Annotated in this window: 11 protein-coding genes and 1 tRNA gene; 11 read left to right on the top strand and 1 reads right to left on the bottom strand. The window is 58.7% G+C overall.

Going from position 1 to position 20,269, the window contains the following annotated elements; translation table 11 throughout:
- The first annotated feature begins 104 nt into the window (after positions 1 to 104).
- The 10 genes from alaS to D0Y96_RS12970 all read left to right on the top strand — a co-directional run bounded on the left by alaS (position 105) and on the right by D0Y96_RS12970 (position 15,790).
- A complete protein-coding gene (gene alaS / locus D0Y96_RS13015) occupies positions 105 to 2,798 on the top strand; it encodes an alanine--tRNA ligase (RefSeq protein ID WP_117300522.1) in 2,694 nt (897 codons plus the stop codon).
- Positions 2,799 to 2,919: 121 nt separating this feature from the next.
- Positions 2,920 to 5,484 (top strand): N-acetylmuramoyl-L-alanine amidase, encoded by a 2,565-nt coding sequence (locus tag D0Y96_RS13010; protein WP_252263744.1) that lies wholly within the window; start codon positions 2,920 to 2,922, stop codon positions 5,482 to 5,484.
- Positions 5,485 to 5,607: 123 nt separating this feature from the next.
- Positions 5,608 to 6,738: a DUF6599 family protein gene (locus tag D0Y96_RS13005; protein WP_147325052.1), complete on the top strand. Its 1,131-nt coding sequence runs from the start codon at positions 5,608 to 5,610 to the stop codon at positions 6,736 to 6,738.
- Between the two features lie 440 nt (positions 6,739 to 7,178).
- A tRNA-Thr gene (locus tag D0Y96_RS13000) sits at positions 7,179 to 7,254 on the top strand.
- Positions 7,255 to 7,506: 252 nt separating this feature from the next.
- Positions 7,507 to 8,391: a tetratricopeptide repeat protein gene (locus D0Y96_RS12995; RefSeq protein ID WP_350449060.1), complete on the top strand. Its 885-nt coding sequence runs from the start codon at positions 7,507 to 7,509 to the stop codon at positions 8,389 to 8,391.
- 87 nt (positions 8,392 to 8,478) lie between these two features.
- Positions 8,479 to 9,657 (top strand): acyl-CoA dehydrogenase, encoded by a 1,179-nt coding sequence (locus tag D0Y96_RS12990; RefSeq protein ID WP_117300518.1) that lies wholly within the window; start codon positions 8,479 to 8,481, stop codon positions 9,655 to 9,657.
- Between the two features lie 80 nt (positions 9,658 to 9,737).
- Positions 9,738 to 10,952, top strand: a complete 1,215-nt coding sequence (locus D0Y96_RS12985; RefSeq protein ID WP_350449059.1) for an MFS transporter — start codon at positions 9,738 to 9,740, stop codon at positions 10,950 to 10,952.
- Positions 10,953 to 11,020: 68 nt separating this feature from the next.
- Entirely contained in the window at positions 11,021 to 12,379 is a 1,359-nt protein-coding gene (locus D0Y96_RS12980; RefSeq protein ID WP_158562375.1) for an amidohydrolase family protein, read from the top strand.
- A 118-nt stretch (positions 12,380 to 12,497) separates the two neighbouring features.
- On the top strand, positions 12,498 to 13,958 hold the full coding sequence (gnd, locus tag D0Y96_RS12975) for a decarboxylating NADP(+)-dependent phosphogluconate dehydrogenase (protein WP_117300514.1): 1,461 nt from the start codon (positions 12,498 to 12,500) through the stop codon (positions 13,956 to 13,958).
- 137 nt (positions 13,959 to 14,095) lie between these two features.
- Positions 14,096 to 15,790, top strand: coding sequence for a trehalase family glycosidase (locus tag D0Y96_RS12970; RefSeq protein ID WP_117300512.1), 1,695 nt, complete (start codon positions 14,096 to 14,098; stop codon positions 15,788 to 15,790).
- 34 nt (positions 15,791 to 15,824) lie between these two features.
- On the opposite strand, the gene D0Y96_RS12965 is transcribed toward D0Y96_RS12970, so the two are convergent.
- Complete coding sequence (locus D0Y96_RS12965; protein WP_215601622.1) at positions 15,825 to 15,977, bottom strand: hypothetical protein; 153 nt, start codon at positions 15,975 to 15,977, stop codon at positions 15,825 to 15,827.
- A 504-nt stretch (positions 15,978 to 16,481) separates the two neighbouring features.
- On the opposite strand from D0Y96_RS12965, the gene D0Y96_RS12960 reads away from it, so the two are divergent.
- Positions 16,482 to 20,234, top strand: a complete 3,753-nt coding sequence (locus tag D0Y96_RS12960) for a TonB-dependent receptor domain-containing protein (protein WP_117300509.1) — start codon at positions 16,482 to 16,484, stop codon at positions 20,232 to 20,234.
- Positions 20,235 to 20,269: the final 35 nt, after the last annotated feature.

The raw sequence follows: 20,269 nt of genomic DNA, 5'->3' as shown, positions 1-20,269 counted from the left end.
CTGGCAAGCCTCCTGCTCCGGAGCACTGGAATGGGCTCTCCTCAGCCTTTGCGACGAGCCCTGCCTGTGTCTGGACAGCGGCTCCCCCTGTAAACTCAATCTGTATGTCTTCCCGTTCCGATAAGAAGTGGACAGGCTCGGAGATTCGCGAGACCTTTCTGCGCTTTTTTGAGACGAAGGAGCACCGCCGCGTGCACTCGTCCTCGCTCGTTCCAGCCAACGATCCGACGCTGCTGTTTACCAATGCCGGCATGAACCAGTTCAAGGATGTGTTTCTGGGGCTGGAACATCGCGACTACTCGCGCGCGACGACTTCGCAGAAGTGCGTTCGCGCCGGGGGCAAGCATAACGATCTTGAAAATGTCGGATTTACGCGGCGGCACCATACGTTCTTCGAGATGCTGGGCAATTTCAGCTTCGGCGATTACTTCAAGCAGGATGCAATTGCCTACGCGTGGGAGCTGGTGACCTCGCCGGAATGGTTCGGGCTGCCGAAAGACAAGCTGTACGTGACGATCTTCAGGGGCGAGAACAGTGTTCCGCGCGACGAAGAGGCGTACAACCTGTGGCTGGGGCAGGGCGTGCCGGCGGAGCGCATTCACGAGTTCGGGAGCAAAGACAACTTCTGGCAGATGGGCGATACCGGGCCGTGCGGGCCGTGCTCGGAGATTTTTTATGACATGGGGATCGAGGCGGCCGAGGTGCCGGGCGTGGATAAGCCGTTTGGCCAGGACGATGCGCGCTATGTAGAGATCTGGAACCTGGTCTTTATGCAGTTCGACCGCAGCGCTCAGGGCGAGCTGAACCTGCTGCCGAGGCCATCGATCGACACGGGCATGGGTCTTGAACGCACGGCTGCGGTGCTGCAGGACAAGCTGTCCAATTTTGAAACAGATTTGTTCACGCCGCTGATTCAACGGGCGGGCGAGCTGACTTCGACCACATATAAGGATGGGAGTGCTCCGTCGGATGCATCACTGCGCATCATTGCAGATCATGCGCGCTGCGCGACCTTTCTGATCTCCGATGGCGTGCTGCCTGCGAATGAAGGGCGCGGTTATGTGCTGCGCAAGATTCTGCGACGCGGGATTCGGCATGGACGGCTGCTTGGACAGGAACAGCCGTTCATGCGCGAGATGGTCTACGCGGTGCGCGATGAGATGCAGGGTGCGTATCCGGAGCTGAAGGAGAGCGCGGATCGCGTTGCAAAGATTGTCGAAGCGGAAGAGCGGCAGTTTGCTCGGGTGTTAGAGCTTGGGTCCCGCCAATTGCAGGCTGCGATTCAGGAGGGCTCTCTGTCCGGCGACAAAGCCTTCCATCTCTATGAAACCTTCGGCTTGCCGCTCGACTTCATGGTGGATGCTGCGCACGATGCGGGCGTTCATTTCGACCTTGAAGGCTTTGAGAAAGCACGCGCCGAAGAACAGGCACGAGCGCGCGCTTCGTGGAAGGGCGGATCGAAGCAGTCGGCCAGTCCGGCGTTCCGTGAGCTGCCGAAGACAGTGTTTGAAGGCTATCGACAGCTTCGCGTCGATGGGGCGCAGGTGCTCGCCCTTATTAAGGATGGGCAGGGCGTGACTGCGGCGACTGCGGGAGACGAGGTCGAAGTGGTTCTGGATCGTACTTCGTTTTACGCCGACTCCGGTGGACAAATTGGCGACACGGGCTGGCTGTATTCGGATGATCACAACGCGGTGGTCGCGGATGTGAGCGGATGCACGAAGCCGGTGCAGGGCGTGTTTGCGCACAGGGCGATTCTGCGGCAGCCGCTGGCGATTGGCGACAGGATCGATACGGTGGTCGATGCAGGGTATCGCGACGCGACGCGACGCAACCATACGGCGACGCACTTGCTGCATGCGGCGCTGCGCGAAATTCTGGGCACGCATGTAAAGCAGGCGGGATCGCTGGTGGATCCGACGCGGCTGCGCTTCGACTTCTCGCACTTCAACGCCATTGCCGATGAAGAGATGCAGGAGATCGAGGACCTGATGAATAAGGAGACGCTCGGGAACCTGCGCGTGGAGACGCTGGAAGATGTGCCGATCGACGTGGCCATCAACGAGTACCACGCGATGGCGCTCTTCGGCGAAAAGTATGGTGAGCGGGTGCGCGTGGTGAAGGTCGGCGACTTCTCGACGGAGCTGTGCGGCGGGACGCACACCGGCACGACGGGGGAGATTGGTGTGATCAAGCTGCTGGGCGAAGGCAGCGTGTCGTCGGGCGTACGGCGTGTGGAAGCCGTGACCGGCCTCGGAGCACTGAATGAGTTTCGGCGCGATTACCAGGTGGCGCAGCTTGCCTCGCAGCTTGCGCCGGGAGATTTGTCTCCTGCCGATGCGCTGCGGCACAGGCTCTCCGCTCAGGATGAGGAGCTGAAGAAGCTGCGCCGCGAGCTGGATCAGGTGCGGATGAAGTCGGCCGCATCTTCGGTTTCGAATGCCGCCGACCAGGCGGTCGAAGTGGCGGGGATTAAAGTGCTGGCGCAGCGCGTGGACTCGCTGGACCGCGGGCAGATGCGGACGCTGGTGGACAATCTGCGCGGCAAGCTGGGATCGGGCGTGGTGGTTCTTGGGTCGGCGCAGGAAGAGGGCAAGGTCGCGCTGATTGTGGGCGTGACGAAAGACCTGACGGGCAAAGTGCAGGCGGGAAAAATTGTCGGCCAGATTGCGAAGCTGGTCGGCGGCTCGGGCGGCGGACGTCCAGACATGGCGGAAGCCGGCGGAAAAGATGTAAGTCAGCTGGATGCAGCACTCAGAAGTGCTCCCGGCGTGGTGGAGGGTCTTACTGCACAATAATCACTCGCCGAAGTGTGTCGATCGATCGCAACCCGGCGTTCTCACCTGGGTTCCCTTCATTACCGGCGCGTGCCGCCGGTGAATGTGCGACACCTATAATCTAAGGTGTCCACGAGATCCTATGCCGTCTCTCCTCTTTCCCGCGGGCCGCGTCAGTCTGTTTGTTCTCGCGGGCTGCCTTTGCCTGCCGGGAGCGTCGGGCAGTCGCGTTCCCGTCTACCGGCGGGGAGCGGCGCAGCCGGTTTCCTTCGAACACGCGCAGCGTCTGCGCGAGGCCCTCGAAGGCCGTCCCGAACAGCAGCGCACACGCAGCGAGTATGACCGCGTGATGGACGCCTATCGCGCTATCTATCACAACGATCCGGGCTCGCCGAGGGCCGATGCATCCATCATTGCCGTCGCCGATCTGCTTGCCGAAGAGGGACGGCTCTTTCAGGACGATAAGGCGCTCCATAACTCCATCGCGCAATATGAATTTCTCCGCAACCAGTACCCCGGCAGCCGTTTCCGCTTCAGCGCGCTACTCACCGAGGGCGAGATCTACCAGAGCGATCTCAATGATCCGGCACAGGCGAAGACGGCGTATCAGCTGTTCCTCCGCCTCTACCCTCGCAGCCCTCTGGCCGATGAGGCCCGCGTTGGACTGAAGAATATTCGCCGGGGAGAGGTGTCGGCACGGAGCGGGCGCAATGCTCGCCGACCGGCTGACCATCAAGCAGTGCCCGCTGAAGCGGCAGGTGGAGTGCCCGCAACCCGCTCGCGGCACAATACCGTACTGACGGCGGCGATTGGTTCACAGCAGAATGCGGCTCCGCCCGCGCGCACCCCGGAAACCGCGCATGCAGCGGCACCCACGCGGCAGAGTACGGCACCTGCGCAACAGAGCAGCCTTCAGCCACAGCGAAACAGTCTTCAGGAAAGCGATATTCCTGCAACACCTACGCCAACTGCGCCCGCATCTCCGTATGAGGAGCCGGCTCACATGAGCGAAGCCGAGCTGAATGCGCCGCCTCCGCCACGGCGCAAGGGGCTGGCGCCGCTGGTGACCGGGATTCGCTACTGGTCCACACCCGGATATACACGCGTTGCCATCGATCTGCAGGATGAGGTGCGATACGAGGCTGCACGGGTGCCCAATCCGGACCGCATCTTCTTCGATCTGTATGGCGTGCGCCTTTCGCCGGAGCTGACGGGCAAATCGGTCCAGGTGACGGATGACGGATTTCTGACCCGTATCCGGGCGGCACAGTTCTCCAATGAGATAGCGCGCATCGTGCTCGACGTGAACAGCGTCAGCGAATATTCGGCCTTCTTTCTGCCGAATCCTCCACGGCTGATTATCGATGTGCATGGCGGAGCGCAGCATAACCGCCCACCGGTCGTTCCGCCTGGCCAGATGGCATCCAATACGACGCCGCGGACGGCAGTGCGTGCACCGGCGGTATCCACACCCTCCGCAGGCGGCTCATCGACGCTCGGCATCGGGCCGGCCTCAACTGACACCCGCGAAACGGCGCAAACGACTCGTCCTCCGGTGGCGACAGTACCGCACGCCGCTCAGCGCACTACGACGGCCTCCATCCAGCACACCGGACGGCCGGTAAAGCCATCTCCTACGGTTGTCGTCGACGATGATGACGACTCGTCTTCCCTGGCAGACGTCGCCTCTCTCAGCCGGCAGCCTGATACGGTCAAAGCAACGCGGCACCCCACGCGAGCTCCCGTGGTTGCCTCCGTTTCAGGAACACAGCGCGAGACGCAGAGCGATGGCTCCGCCGTCAGCACCGAGGCCCGGAATACTTCGCCTTCGATACCGTCGCGGGCCACCCGCCGCACCGCCGGAAACAGCACGACCACCGGCGACGACAGCGCGCCTCCGGTCGATGCCGGAGCGACAGGCGTCCGTGCCTCCGGTTCCTGGCCTGAGCCGCTACCGAACGGACAGCGTTCGATGATGCGCGCCCTCGGTCTGAAGATCAATCGCATCGTCATCGACGCCGGCCACGGCGGTCATGATTCAGGCACACTTGGACCTGGCGGCATTGAAGAAAAAGACGTCGTGCTCGACGTGGCGCTGCGCCTTGGCAAGCTGCTGAAACAACGTCTTGGCGCCGATGTTATCTACACCCGCGACGACGACACCTTTATTCCTCTCGAAACCCGCACGGCGATCGCCAATAAGGCACAGGCCGATCTGTTTATCTCCATTCATGCCAATTCCAGCCCGGATGCGAGCGCACGCGGCGTTGAGACGTATTATCTGAACTTCACCACTTCGGCCGATGCTCTCGAGGTAGCCGCGCGGGAAAACGCCGTCTCCGACGAGTCGATTCATCAGCTCTCTGATCTGGTGAAAAAGATTGCGCTGCAGGATAAGATCAACGAATCGCGCGAATTCGCCTCCGACGTGGAAGACAGCCTTTATACCGGTCTTGAGCGCGGCAACCCTGGGCTGAAAGATCGCGGCGTGAAAAAAGCGCCCTTCGTCGTGCTTATCGGAGCCAATATGCCGTCGATTCTGGCCGAGATATCGTTCCTCACCAATCCGGACGATGCACAGGAGCTGCGTGAGTCCACCTACCGCGAACGCATCGCCGAATCGCTCTATCGCGGTGTGTCAAAGTACGTCGGCAGCCTGAACGGAGTGCGTATTGCGGAGAATACGGCGCACGGCGACAGCAATTAGAGCTCAGAGCCTGCGTTCCCTGCCGGCAGACATTTCCACGCCGGATATGACTCCGGGGTTCGATCCGGTCGATGCGACGACGGCAGTGAAGCACGCTCTTTGGTACTCTCACATCAGGTTGTGATGTCATCCCGTTTGCTTCGCACGATTACAGTTTTTGCTGGAATGGTCTCGGTGTGTTTTGCCGGAATGGTCTCGGTGTGCGCCGCGGCGCTGGCAGCTACCGGCACGGCCATTCTGCCCGCACGTTTTGCGGGCTGGTCGCAGAGCGCTCCGGCGCAGACGATCTCCGATGGAGCAAACGCCGATGTGCTCCAGGAATACGGACTTAAGGATTCGAGCACTGCCAGTTACACCCACGGTCCGGAAAAACTCCTGCTGCGCGCCTGGCGCTTCGATGATGCGACGGGGGCCTATGGCGCCTTTACCTTCTATCGCCAGTCTCGGATGAAATCGATCAGCCTGGGCAAGGGCGGGGCTGAAGGTGGCGGTCATTTTGTCTTCTGGACGGGAGCTACGGTCATCGATGCGGCCTTCAGCGCGGGTGATGCTCCGGACCGGGCGGCTCTGCAGGCACTGGCGGCGGGTATCCGCCAGCCATTCGGGTCAGCCGGTGTCGCTCCTTCTCTGCCACACTACCTGCCTGCCACGGCGCTCGATGCGAGCAGCGTTCGCTATGCCATCGGTCCTGTCGCCTATGCACACGGCGGGGGAGCTCTGCCAGCTAATGCAGTCGGCTTTGCTGCTGATGCAGAAGCAGTAACCGCTCAGTATGCATCGCGTGACGGTAAGGGCACACTGACGCTACTTATGTACCCCACGCCGCAGATTGCGGCTGAGCAGGCGCGAACCATAGGTACCCTGCTGAAGCACGGTGGCGTTCGCGGAGGATCTGTTGCCCTGCAGGAAAAGCGGAGTGGCCCACTTGTCTCGATCACCAGCGGTGATTTCACTCAGGATGAGGCACGCCATCTGCTGGAGCAGGTGAAATTCGCCGATTATCTCACCGTCAACCGCACCGGCAGCTATGTAAGTGAAGCTGCCAAAACCGCTAAGCTTTTGACAGGCATTGCCACACTTACAGTCGTCCTTGGGGCTGCAGCCATCTTTCTCGGCATTTTCTTCGGCGGAGGCCGAGCCATGATTCGTGTACTGCGAGGCAAACCGGCATCGACACTGAACGATGAGCAGTTCATCAGCCTGAAGCTGAACGAGGATGCATCCGCGCCGGCTGGAAGCGCGAGGCCGGATTAGAGACGTTTGGCCAAGATGCCCGAAATCTGGTGCAGATTTCTGCTTAAAATCAACAAATTAAACAACGTCGCCAATGGTTACCGGGAATAAAAAGCGAAAATAATTGGACGAGATACTTTTAAGTCTTTCCCGATTCGTCCCCATAACCTTTTTATTTGCAGTGGGTTGCACAGGGGGTGGATTTTGCCTTGACACCCTTCCCCCCCGCCCATACTATTTCGCCAGAAAGTTCTGATGGCTTTGCCTCCGTTGGAACTATTCTCCCTAAACGAAAAAGCCGCCCTGTTGCCGGGCGGCTTTTTCGGCTTATCACGCTGATTCGCCGTTCTGATTCCTGCTGTTTTCCGTCCGTTTTGCATTGTGCCTATCGCGGGCTGCCTGAGAAGACAGCGTTCGCTTTACGCACTGCGTCGTGAACGATAGAATCGACAGAGCGCAGGGCCGACGTAGCTCAGTTGGTAGAGCAGCTGATTCGTAATCAGCAGGTCATCGGTTCAAGTCCGATCGTCGGCTCCAGGGAACTGGCCTTTCAGGCTCTCGTGTCCTCGCTGCCACCCCTGCTCAGATGCTTTTTCCCATTCCACAAAGCCGCTTCGCGGCCGACAGCTTCTGAGCTCCGGGCTCCGCATTTCGGGCCGTATAAAGTTTGGTACCCCCTTATCCACTGATTTCTCTTGCGCCCTTCTTGTTCCTGTGAACGCAACCCTGCATAATCGGCTCAGGCGAGGGGTGTCGATCCGGTCTGTGACACGATACAGTCGTCAGGATGTGCTTCGCATACTGCGTATTCGCGCGCCGCAGCTCCGGGCGTGGGAACGCCAGGGACTTATTTCCGCTTCCGAAGAATACAGTTTTCAGGATCTTGTGCAGCTGCGCACGCTGCGCCAGTTGTGCGCGATGCGACTTTCCACATCCAGCATTCGTGCCGGCGTACGCGCTATGCGGGCTGTCTCCGGCATGGATAACCCGTTGCTGGAGGCGGGCACCATGCGCAGTGGCTCGCGGGTCGTCTTCCGGTATCTGGGCCATGCCATGGAGCCCATCGCACAACAATATGTCTTCGATTTCGATGCCGGGGAGAGGCCACACCAACTGGCTCAGGTAGAGCCGAACCCACACTCCCATGTGCAGCACGAAAATCATATTGCCACCCTCTTTCTGGATGCCGTACACGAGGAAGAGAGCGGCAGGCTGACCGAAGCGACCACGCTCTACGAAGAGATTCTTGCCCTGCAGCCGGACCATGCACCGGCCGCTATCAACCTCGGCACGATCCTTTATAACCAGAGAAAGTTTCTGCGCGCCGAAGAGCTGTATCGCTCCGCGACGCTTGCCGATCCAGGCTATGCACTGGCGTTTTTCGACCTGGGTAATGTGCTCGATGAACTGCAGCGGCTGCCGGAGGCCATTGCTGCTTATCAGACTGCGATCCGGCTGGTTCCCGGTTATGCAGACGCGCATTACAACCTGGCGCTTGCCTGTGAACGCTCGAATGAGCGCCGGCGCGCTCTGCGCCACTGGATGGCCTATCTTCGCTACGATCCCATTGGTCCCTGGGCCAACCATGCACGCTGCCAGGCTCGCAAGATTCTCGATCGAGAGCGGCTGGCGATCGTATGGCGGCGTCCCAGGACAAAATCCATCGCCAGCTGACGCAGTCGCGCGTGTGCCACATCGACGCAAAATGCTACACTCGTCGGTTTTCCGTCCCTGACTGCTTTTAAAATTCGAGGTTTTCCGATGAGCACTGACGCTCTGTCCGCCCCAGCCGCTCCACTCACTCTTCTCAACGAAGACGAGCAGCTCTTTCGCTCTACGGTGCGGGACTTTGCACGGACGATGATCGGCCCGCTGGTTCGCCAAATGGATGAGGAGCAGCACTTCGATGCTGCGCTGCTGCCGCAGCTTTTCGAGCTCGGACTGATGGGTATCGAGGTTCCGGCAGAGTACAACGGCGCCGGCGGGACCTTCTTTGAAGCTATTCTGGCGGTGGAGGAGATTTCTGCTGTCGATGCCTCTGTCGGGGTCCTCGTCGACGTACAAAATACCCTTTGCATCAATGCCTTTCTCCGCTGGGGCACAGAGGCACAGAAGCGCAGATATCTACCCCGGCTGGCGGCCGATACCATCGGCGCTTACGCCCTGTCGGAGGCCGGTTCGGGCTCCGATGCCTTCGCCCTTCAGATGCGGGCGGATCGGCGCGACGGCTTCTTTCTTCTTAACGGACAGAAGCTCTGGATCACCAATGCGAAGGAGGCCGGGGTCTTCATTGTCTTCGCAACGCTTGATTCCACGGCCGGATACAGAGGCATTACAGCCTTTCTGGTCGAAAAGGACACGCCCGGCTTCACCGTTGGCAAAAAGGAAGATAAGCTCGGCATCCGCGCCTCCTCCACCTGTGAGCTTCTCTTTGAGGATTGCCGGGTCCCGGAGGAGAACATCCTGGGAGAGCCGGGTAAGGGATACAAAATTGCCATTGAGACGCTAAACGAAGGGCGGATCGGCATTGGGGCGCAGATGCTTGGTCTGGCACAGGGCGCGTGGAACTGCGCGGCAAAGTATGCGAAGGAGCGCAGACAGTTCGGTAAGCCTATCGCGGAATTTCAGGCGGTGCAGTTTGCTCTGGCGGAGATGGCCACGGACATTGAGGCTGCGCGCCTGCTGGTCTACAACGCTGCGCGCCTGAAAGATGCAAAGCTGGATTATGTGCGCGAGGCGGCCATGGCCAAATATTTCGTCTCTCAGATTGCCGAACGCGTGGCCAGCCAGTGCGTCGAGATCTATGGCGGTTATGGCTTCGTGAAGGATTATCCGGTGGAGAAGTTTTATCGTGACGCCAAGATCGGCAGAATTTACGAAGGTACGTCAAATATGCAACTGGCCACTATCGGTAAGCTGGTGCTTGGCGCCGTGAAGTAACCTTTTCGCCGCAGTAAGGCATATTCACACCCCATACGCACCCGACGCATATACATGGCCCTGTATCATCCAGACAGGACGTGCCTGAGCCAGTCACAGAATTTCAACCGGAATTACCCGCGCGATTTGAGCACCCGCATCGCGGGCTCCTGCCTTTTCTTGGACTTACCTGCGGCGTAAGCGTCGCCAATATTTATTACAATCAGCCGCTGCTGCTGCAGATGAGCAGCACTTTCCATGTGCCGGCCGCACACAGCGGCAGTGTCGCCGTTGCTACCCAGATCGGCTACGCCGTCGGCATTCTTTCTTTTGTGCCGCTCGGCGATCTTTTTGAGCGCCGACGCCTTATTGTGCAGTTGTTTGCGGGGGTCGCGCTGTCGGCGCTGTTGGCGGCAATCGCTCCAACGCTCTGGGTGCTGGGCCTTGCCAGTGTCCTTCTGGGGCTGACGGCGGCGGTTACGCATGTGATTATCCCTCTCTCACCCGAACTGGCCGACGAATCGGAGCGAGGCCGGGCCATCGGCACTGTCATGACCGGTCTGCTGCTGGGCGTGCTGCTGGCCCGTTCTGCTGCCGGGTGGATCGCCGCATTGTGGGGCTGGCGTGTCGTCTTCGCTCTTGCAGCCGCGGTAAACCTGCTTTTTGTCTTTCTGCTGCGACGCCGGCTTCCGGCTCTGCCCCCGCCGAATCCGCTGCCCTATCGCGAGGCGCTCCGCTCGCTGTGGACACTCTTCCGTACTGAGCCCCTGCTGCGCCAGTCGACCGCCCTGGGCATGCTGGCCTTTGCCGCATTCAGCGCCTTCTGGACGACACTCGTTTTTTTGCTTGGCACACCGCATTACAGAATGGGCCCCGGCGTAGCTGGCAGTTTTGGCCTGCTGGGAGCCAGTGGAGCACTGATTGCGCCGGTCGCCGGCCGGCTCTCTGACCGGCGCGGGCCGCGCGCTGTGGTGACACTTTCGCTGGTTCTGCTCATTCTGAGCTTTCTGATTCTCTGGACGCTCGGCTATCATTTTCTCGGGCTGGTTCTCGGCGTCATCGTGCTGGATCTGGGGCAGCAGGCCACCCAGATTGCCAACCAGACCCGCATCTTCAGTCTTTCGTCGAAGGCCCGCAGCCGCATCAACACCGTTTATATGACGTTTTACTTTCTGGGAGGCTCGCTCGGCTCACTGCTTTCATCCATTGCCTGGATGCACTTTCACTGGGCCGGCGTCTGCGCTCTCGGGACCGGACTGCTGCTGCTCGCCGCGCTGGTTCACGTTGCCGGAGCCCGCTCCTCGTCAATTGCATAGACTGGAAGCCTCCACGCGCCAGGATTTGCGCATCCGGAGCGCAGGCGGCGCGTCCAATCAGCATGCGGATGCCTGCCGTTTCTGTCGTCCTGCTCACCATCACTACCGGAGCCGGTGTGTTTTCCGCTTCGGCGCAACCATCGACTGCCGGATCGGTTATCACCATCACGCATGTCCGCGTGATCGATGGCACGGGACAGCCTCCGCTTGAGGATCAGGACGTCACCATTGCAGGCAGCCGTATCCGGTCTGTTCGCCCTGCCGCTGCCGATAAACCCGCGGGGCAGATCGTGGACAGCTCAGGCAAGACCCTTCTGCCCGGACTTATTAATGCTCACGGACATCTGGCACTCGTCGACGGCACCGGTAATTCGGCAGGCTACTATACCGAACCCCACGTTATTGCGGAGTTGCGCCAGTATGAGCGCTATGGCGTGCTCACGATGCTATCTCTGGGCCTTAACCGCGATCTGGTCTACCAGGTACGGGCGCAGCAGCGCGCCGGCACACTCGACGGAACCACAGTTTTCTCCGCCGACCGCGGCATCGGCGTGCCGGGAGGGGCACCGGCGCTTCCACATCAGCCCGATCAGCTTTACCAGCCGCGCACTCCGCAGGAGGCTCGCGAGGCAGTCGATGCGGCGGCGGACCGTCATGCTGAATTCGTAAAAGTGTGGGTGGATGATGCTCACGGCACATTGCCGAAGATGTCTCCGGATGTCTATCGCGCCGTTATCGACGAGGCGCATAAGCGTCGCATCCAGGTCGCCGCGCATGTTTACGCTCTGGCAGACGCGAAGCAGCTCGTTGCCGATGGTGTCGATGTGCTCGCTCACAGCGTTCGCGACAGCCAGGTCGACGCCCAGCTTCTTGATGCGATGAAGCGCCGCGGCACTTATTACCTGCCTACCCTTACCGTCGACGCTTCATTTTTCGACTTCGCCGATCATCCTGAACTGCTGCACACGCCCTTCTTTCAGCATGCCGTTTCAGCCGATACGCTTGCTTATTTTTCAAGTGCGGCCTACCGTAGCAAGGTCGCCGACGATCCCTCCACGGCACAGCATCGCCATGACTTCGCTCAGGCGGCGATGAATCTGAAGCTTGCCTACGACGCAGGCGTTAAGGTGGGCTTCGGCACCGATTCGGGAGCCATGCCCTCTCGCGTTCCCGGCTTTGCCGAGCATCGGGAGCTGCAGCTGATGGTCGACGCCGGTCTTACGCCGCTCCAGGCGATCTCGTGCGCGACCAGAACCAATGCTGCGTTGCTCGGTATCAGCGCGCATACCGGCACGATTATCCCAGGGAAGCAGGCCGATCTTCTTTTAGTGGATGGCAATCCCGCAATCAGCATTAGTGATACGGAGAAGATCGTCGCTATCTGGCATGCAGGAAAGAGTGTGACACCGGTTACAACATCCCGGTAACGGCTTTATGCGCCCGCACGCAACCTCAGCAGATATACTGAAATCCATTGTTTCCCGCTGGTCCACGACCCGACCAGCGTTCGGTTGGCAATCCTACAGTCGATTTTTTGGAGAACGTATGTCAGACGCATCGTGTGATATCGGCCTGATCGGCCTCGCAGTCATGGGCCAGAATCTCGTCCTTAATATGAACGACCATGGTTTCAAGGTGGCCGTATTCAACCGTACCGTCTCCAAAGTGGACGACTTTCTCGCCGATGAGGCGAAGGGCACACAGATCGTCGGAGCCCACTCGATTGAAGAGCTTGTCCGCCTGCTGAAGCGCCCCCGTCGCGTCATGCTGATGGTCAAGGCCGGCGATACCGTCGATCAGATGATCGATCACGTCCTGCCGCACCTTGAAGCCGGAGACATCATCATTGACGGCGGCAATTCGCTGTTCACCGATTCCAACCGCCGTACCAAGGCACTCGCAGAAAAGGGCATCCTCTTTATCGGAACCGGCGTCTCCGGTGGCGAAGAGGGAGCGCGCTTCGGACCGTCGATTATGCCTGGCGGCAATCCTGCCGCATGGCCGCATGTGAAGGACATCTTCCAGGCCATCGCAGCAAAGGTAGATGATGGAACGCCATGCTGCGACTGGGTCGGCGAAGATGGCGCCGGCCACTACGTCAAAATGGTCCACAATGGCATTGAGTACGGCGACATTCAGCTCATCTGCGAAGCCTATGACCTGCTGAAGCGCGGTCTCGGCTTTACTCCCGATGAACTGCATGACATCTTCGCCGAGTGGAATAAGGGCGAGCTCGACAGCTTCCTCATTGAAATCACCGCCGAGATCTTCGCCAAGAAAGATGAGGACGGCAAACCTCTCATCGACAAAATTCTCGATACGGCAGGGCAGAAAGGAACCGGCAAGTGGACCGCCATCAGTGCACTCGATCTCGGCCAGCCGGTCACTCTCATCGGCGAAGCCGTCTTTGCCCGCTGCCTCTCTGCATTAAAAGATGAGCGCATCGAAGCCTCAAAAGTCCTCACCGGACCGTCGGGCGTGGCAGCACCCTCTGACCGCGACGCCTTCATTGAAGATGTGCGGCGCGCGCTCTACTGCTCGAAGATCATCTCGTACGCGCAGGGATACATGCTTCTTCGCGAGGCCGGCAAAGAGAACCACTGGAACCTCAATATGGGCGGTATTGCGCTCATGTGGCGTGGTGGATGCATCATCCGCAGCCGCTTCCTCGGCAAGATCAAGGAGGCGTACGACAAGAATCACGCGCTCGACAACCTGCTGCTCGATAACTTCTTCTTCGGCGTGCTCAATCAGTATCAGGCCTCATGGCGCAAGGCCCTCGTGCATGCCATTGAGCTTGGCATACCTACTCCGGCATTCACCACTGCGCTTGCCTTTTACGATGGCTATCGCACCGAGCGGCTGCCCGCCAATCTGCTGCAGGCACAGCGCGATTTCTTTGGTGCGCATACATACGAGCGCATCGATCAGCCCCGCGGCAAATTCTTCCACACCAACTGGACCGGCCGCGGCGGTCGTGTTTCTTCCACTACTTACAACGCCTAGCGCCACTGCACAGAAACAGGCAGCCTATGTTCGGGTACCCGATTAGGACATGGGCTGCTTTGCTGCGAAGCGACAGACTGCCGTGCGGCCAACACGCGATTGGTTTACCATACCCTCCGTCGCTGACTGGCCTTCCCATGAGATCCCCTCTGAAAACGCGCATTCCCCTCTTTGCCTTCACGTTTTGCGCTCTGATCCTCACGCAGACATCCTTCGGGCAGAAAGATGTACCGGTTCCTCCTATCGACACCTACATTCACCACGCGTGGGATACACTCTCGCGCTCGATGAATGATTGCTCTTCGGTCGTTGATCCTAAACTGAACAGTATCTCTGTCCTTTATCTGCCCGCCGATTTTCCTGAACCTGTCGAGGTTAAATCGCTGCAGAGCTCATGCCGTATACAGGTTGAGCGTCTTCCGCGACGTATCGAGCATCTCGGCGACGTGATGCCACGGGAATTAAAACAGGCCGGTCTGCTTTACCTGCCCAATAAATATGTCGTTCCTGGCGGACGCTTCAACGAAATGTATGGGTGGGACAGCTACTTCATTCTTCTGGGTCTTTTGCAGGATGGACGCACTGCGCTGGCAAAGGGAATGGTAGAAAACTTCTTCTTTGAGATCGAGCATTACGGCGGCATTCTGAATGCCAATCGTACCTATTACTTCACACGCTCACAGCCGCCCTTTCTCTCTTCCATGATTCGCGCCGTATACGATGCGGAGATCGCTGACGGACACACGGCCGACGCGAAGACCTGGCTGGCTCGCAGCTATGCGTACGCACAGCGCGATCATGCATTGTGGATGACAGATATTCATCGTGCAGGCGACACCGGTCTTGCCCGCTACTACGATCTTGGTGACGGTCCGGTGCCGGAGATGGCCGACGACAGCAGCTATTATGCCGACGTCATTCGCTGGCTGCTTGCGCATCCCCGCGTTCATACCGATTATCTTGTTCATGCCCCTGAACAGTCGCAGCTCACCGCGATCAGCTGCGATCCGGGTATCTCTTCCGTATGCGCGCACGCTCACGTCGGTGAGTACTGGCTCTCGCGCGACTTCTATAAAGGCGACCGCGCCATGCGCGAATCGGGTTTCGATCCCTCATTTCGCTATGGCCCTTTCAGTGGCTGGACGCACCATAACGCCGACGCCGGACTGAATGCGCTGCTCTACAAATACGAGCGCGACCTGCAGTGGATGGCCGGACAACTGAACCGCCCTGCAGGGGCAGCACACTGGAGCCAGATCGCCGGCGAGCGCCGCACCGCTGTCAATAAGTATCTGTGGAATGCACAAAAGGGCATGTATTTCGATTACGACTTTGTAGCGCGGAAGCAATCCACTTATAACTACATCACTACGTTCTATCCTTTATGGGCCGGACTGGCGAATGCGCAGCAGATAAAAAGCGTCGAGGCAAATTTAAGGCTCTTTGAAAAGCCCGGCGGTCTTGCCATGAGCAGCTTTGATTCCGGCGTGCAATGGGATCTTCCATATGGCTGGGCGCCCACGACCTGGATCGCCGTCGATGGTCTGGCTAAAAGCAGTGATATTCGTGATGCGGTACGCGTTGCGCGTGAATTCATGACCACGATTCGCCAGAACTATCTTTGCGATCAGACTATTCATGAGAAATATGACGTAATTACAGCGTCCTCTCAGGTCAATGTCGCCCGTGGATATAAAACGAATGTCGTCGGCTTCGGCTGGACGAATGCTGCATACATCAAGATGCAGGACCTGGTAAACCACTCCGGCATACCTCTGACGCCCATCAATGTTCCACGCCAGGAATGCTCCGCACAAACGATGTCGCATTGAATTTTGTATCCCTTATCTTCTCCGGTATTTCATCTCATGAAAAGTGTTTTGGCAGGTCACCAGCGCGCCACATTTTCTCGGAAGATGCTTTTTTTCGCCTGCCGCAGGAAACCATCCGCTCCCTGAATAAGAGGCGGAATATCGGCGAGAGGTCCAGGTTAAACAGCACGATTGAAATCGCTGCCATTTCCTTCCGATACTTCTCGATAATCACACTGACTAAATCAGTTTACTTTTCGTTAAACTTGCACCCGTATACCGTCCCACTCATCCGCCATCTTTAAGGGCCGTCATCTTCTCATCCCAGCGGCTATAAAATGCCGAATTTAATGGCTCCGGCAGCTCTTTCCCGGTTCCCCGCTCAGGCTTATCCATGTTTTATCTCTGTCCTGTGGCGTCGCGGAGATATTGACAACTATCCTGCAAAGCTTCTAGAACTTTCGCCGGAAACAGGATAGCTTCCGAGAGCGCTGTAATTACTTCCGGATAACTCGCGCCTGGGACTCTCCCCTTTCCAGCAATACACGAATACGGAGCCGCGGTATGACTCTGTGATTTGTGCGCAGCAGGGCTGCCCACCGGGCAGGATAAAAACCGCGACGGCGCCACATCACCTCTGTCAGGGACTGAGGTGTGATGTGTGCGCAGGCGTGACACACAAAACCGCTGTGGTGCTTTTTCTGGAGGTAGTATGATTCGCAGACTCCGCGGGATTCTCGCATGGAGCATGGCCGCCGCTCTGTTTGTATTGATTCCTCTCGCCTCTCATGCGCAGGCCATCTATGGTTCCCTTTACGGCACGGTGACGGATAACACCGGGGCAGTCATTCCGGGCGCCACGATCACAGTCACCGACGAATCCAAAGGGACATCTGTCACCGCCACCAGCAATGAATCCGGAGAGTACACGGTTCAGCACCTCATCCCGGACACATACGATGTGAAAGTGGAGCTTACCGGCTTCCAGCAGTTTGAAACCAAGGGCATTCAGGTGCTCGCCGATACCTCGCCGAAGGTGGATGTCCAACTGTCGGTCGGAGGGACGAGTCAGACCGTCACGGTCAGCGCCAATGCGATTCCGCAAATAAAGACCGATCGCGCGGACGTAGCCACTGAATTTACATCCAAAGATCTTTCCGATCTGCCGATTCCGGACCGGAACTTCACTAATCTGCAGCTGCTGCTTCCGGGCGCGCAGCAACTGAGCTGGGCGCATGCCTCTGACGAGGACCCACAGGGCAGCAAGCAGATTCAGGTGGACGGACAGGCCTTCGGCGGCGTTGCTTTTGTGCTGGACGGCACCGACAATCAGGACCCTATCCTCGGCATCATTGTCATCAATCCGCCGCTCGACGCACTCTCCGAGACGAAGATCACGACGCAGAACTTCGATGCTGAGCTGGGCAAGGCGGTCTCTTCCGTCATCACCGCTCAGACAAAATCGGGAACGAATAACTTTCACGGCAGCGCGTTCGATTACCGCGAGAGCAATAAGAATCTTGCCCGCGATCCTTATGCGCAGTTCCCGGGCAGCGGGCCGTTTCCGCCGGGCCTGAAGAACCAGTTTGGCGGATCGCTCGGAGGCCCGATTTTCAAAGACCGGCTCTTTTTCTTCGGCGATTACCAGGGTGTGCGCTCGAAGACAGGCATCGTCGACACGCAAACAGTTCCATCCTCTTATCTGACGTCCACCTGCCTCGGCCTCACAACACCTCCTGGCGGCACTCCCGGCTGTGATTTCACCGAATACGTCAATAATGTTCCCAACACGAAGATCGTCGACCAGAGCACGGGTAAGACGTATCCAAACAACGTCATTCCTGCGGCTGATCTGTCTCCGCAGGCGCTTGCACTGCTAAAGCTGCTTCAGCCTTATGCTCCCAACACATCCGGGCTGTTTGCAGGCCTGAAGAACAACTATTCGGCCAGCGGCACAGGGCTCTTCAATAACGATCAGTGGGATGTCCGCGTGGACGACCAGGTCATTCCGGACAAGGCTCACGCCTTTGCTCGCTTCAGCCGGTTCACCAGCACACTCTCCGGCTCCACGATTTTTGGCCCCGCGGGCGGCGCCGGATTTGGCGTGAACGGTTATGGCGGCACCTCTACCGGAGCGGACGACAGTCTTGCGGCGGGCATGGACATCGCGGTTTCGCCTAAATGGCTGACGGATTTCCGCATCGGCTACTACCGCTATAACGTCATTGCGAGAAAGTACGATCAGGGCACCGATCTGGCCACCCAGCTCGGCATTCCCGGTCTGAATATGGGCGACTTTTATACCTCCGGAGCGCCCTACTTCAATATCGCCGATGTGGACGTAAAGGGTGGCAACGGCCCGAACAATCCCACCGATGGCGGATCGCAATACGGCAGCGGCCTGAATCTGAACCGCTGTAACTGTCCGCTTACCGAACGTGAGGATCAGTTCCAGGTGGTCAATAACTGGACGCGCATTCTCGGCAATCACGCTATCAAGTTCGGCGCAGACCTGCGCTATGCGCGCAACCTGCGCGTACCGAGCGACACGGACCGCGCCGGTATCCTCGGCTTCGCCCCTGGCCCCACGTCGGATGGCAGCTCGGGCGGTCTCGGCTTCGCGACCTTTGTTTTAGGACGCGCCACCAGCCTTGGCCGCTATGTCAGCACTTCCACCAATGCCAAAGAGTTTCAGAAGCGATTTTTCTTTTACGCGCAGGATACCTGGCATACGACACCCAAGCTGACGGTGAGCTATGGTCTGCGATACGAGTTCTATGGTCCGGAATCGGTCAACGGCAAGGGCAATGGGGCGCTCCTCAATCTCAGCACCGGTTATCTGCAGGTCGCCGGCTACGGCAACATCGGCTCCAACATGAACTGGGATCCGGCGAAGTGGAGCTTCAATCCGCGTCTCGGCATCGCCTATCAGTTCGACGAGAGGACCGTCATCCGCGCCGGCTATGGACGCAGCTTTGACATCGGCGTCTTCGGCTCAATCTTTGGGCACACGGCTACGCAAAACCTGCCGGTACTGGCGAACCAGTCCATTAACCAGACGGGCGGCCCCACCAGCACGGCTTTCTGCCTGGGAGCGTCGTCGCCGGGTTGCACGCAGCCGAATGGCCAGCCCGTGGCGGGTGGACCGGCTTCCTATCCCTTCCCTGCTATTCCTTCAAACGGTCTGCTGCCTGATCCCGGCTACAGCGTGAATTCCAAGGCAAGGCCGAATCCCCTGCGTCTGCCCACGCTGGATGCGTGGAACCTGAGCCTGCAGCATGCCATTACCCCGACACTGTCCTTCACGCTGGCCTATGTCGGCAATAAGGGAACCCACACGCTGAGCTCGGGAGACGGAAACAGCACCAACCCGAATGAACCGGCCATTTTCCTGCCAGCCTCGTTCAGCACTATACAAAAAACGCTTCATTACACGACCAAATTCGCGGAAGGAAGCGCGGTTCCGGATACCAATGGAATTTATCCGGACGGAGGAGTCACCAACTCGACGTTCCTGCGCCGCTACTACGGCGGAACGCTGCCGGCGTGTCAGGACTCGAACTATATGACACCGGATGCGGCCAACAATGCCATCAACCCCAATATTCCGAACGAGGCCGGCATTACACCAGGTATGTGCGGATGGTCGCAGGATATCCAGTACAACGGCAGCGATCAGGACACGCACTATAACGCTCTGCAGGCCACACTCGCCAAGCAACTCTCTCATGGCATCAGCTTCAACCTCGCTTATGCGTGGCAGCGCGGCTTCGCCTGGAACAGCGGTTTCTCTACCTGGGATCGCAGCGCGGTCAAGGTTCGCGATCCGGAAATACGCGAGCAACAGATTGTGATTTTTGGAACCTACGATCTTCCTTTTGGAAAGAACCGCATGTTTGCCAGCAACGCACCGCGCTTTGTGGATGAGATTATCGGAGGGTGGAATTTCAGTCCGGTGCTCACCTGGTCGGGCGGCCTTCCCTTTACGCTCGGCTTCCAGGAATGCAGCTCATTTGTTCCGAGTGATGCGCCATGCTACGTGAACGGCAGTGGCAGCCACCTGAAGCACAGCCTGGGAGGATTCGATCCCATTGCCCATACGCGCAGGTATTTTACGGGCACATCGACGCCTCTCTACAACACGACAACCGGCCAGTACTCTCCCTTCCAGGGCTTCAGCGCCACGCAACTGGATCAGATCGGCTCCGGGGGCGGGAATAACGTCTATGGGCCACACTTCTTCAATGGAGATCTGTCGCTGCAGAAAAACTTCCCGATCTATGAGAGTCTGCTGGCACAGTTCCGCATCGACGCTTACAACGGCTTCAACTACATGAATGCCAACAACCCAAGCAACACCAATATCGATGGCGGTTCTACTGCCGGCGTTATCACCAATGGCCCCGGCATTAATGGCTACACCGACCCACGCCAGCTTCAGTTCTCACTGCGTGTGCAGTTCTAGGCGGTTGAAAACCGCTATCGTTTATCCGGAGGGGA

Source organism: Paracidobacterium acidisoli (assembly GCF_003428625.2).
GTDB lineage: Bacteria > Acidobacteriota > Terriglobia > Terriglobales > Acidobacteriaceae > Paracidobacterium > Paracidobacterium acidisoli.
This window is presented reverse-complemented; position numbering and strand designations above follow the sequence as displayed.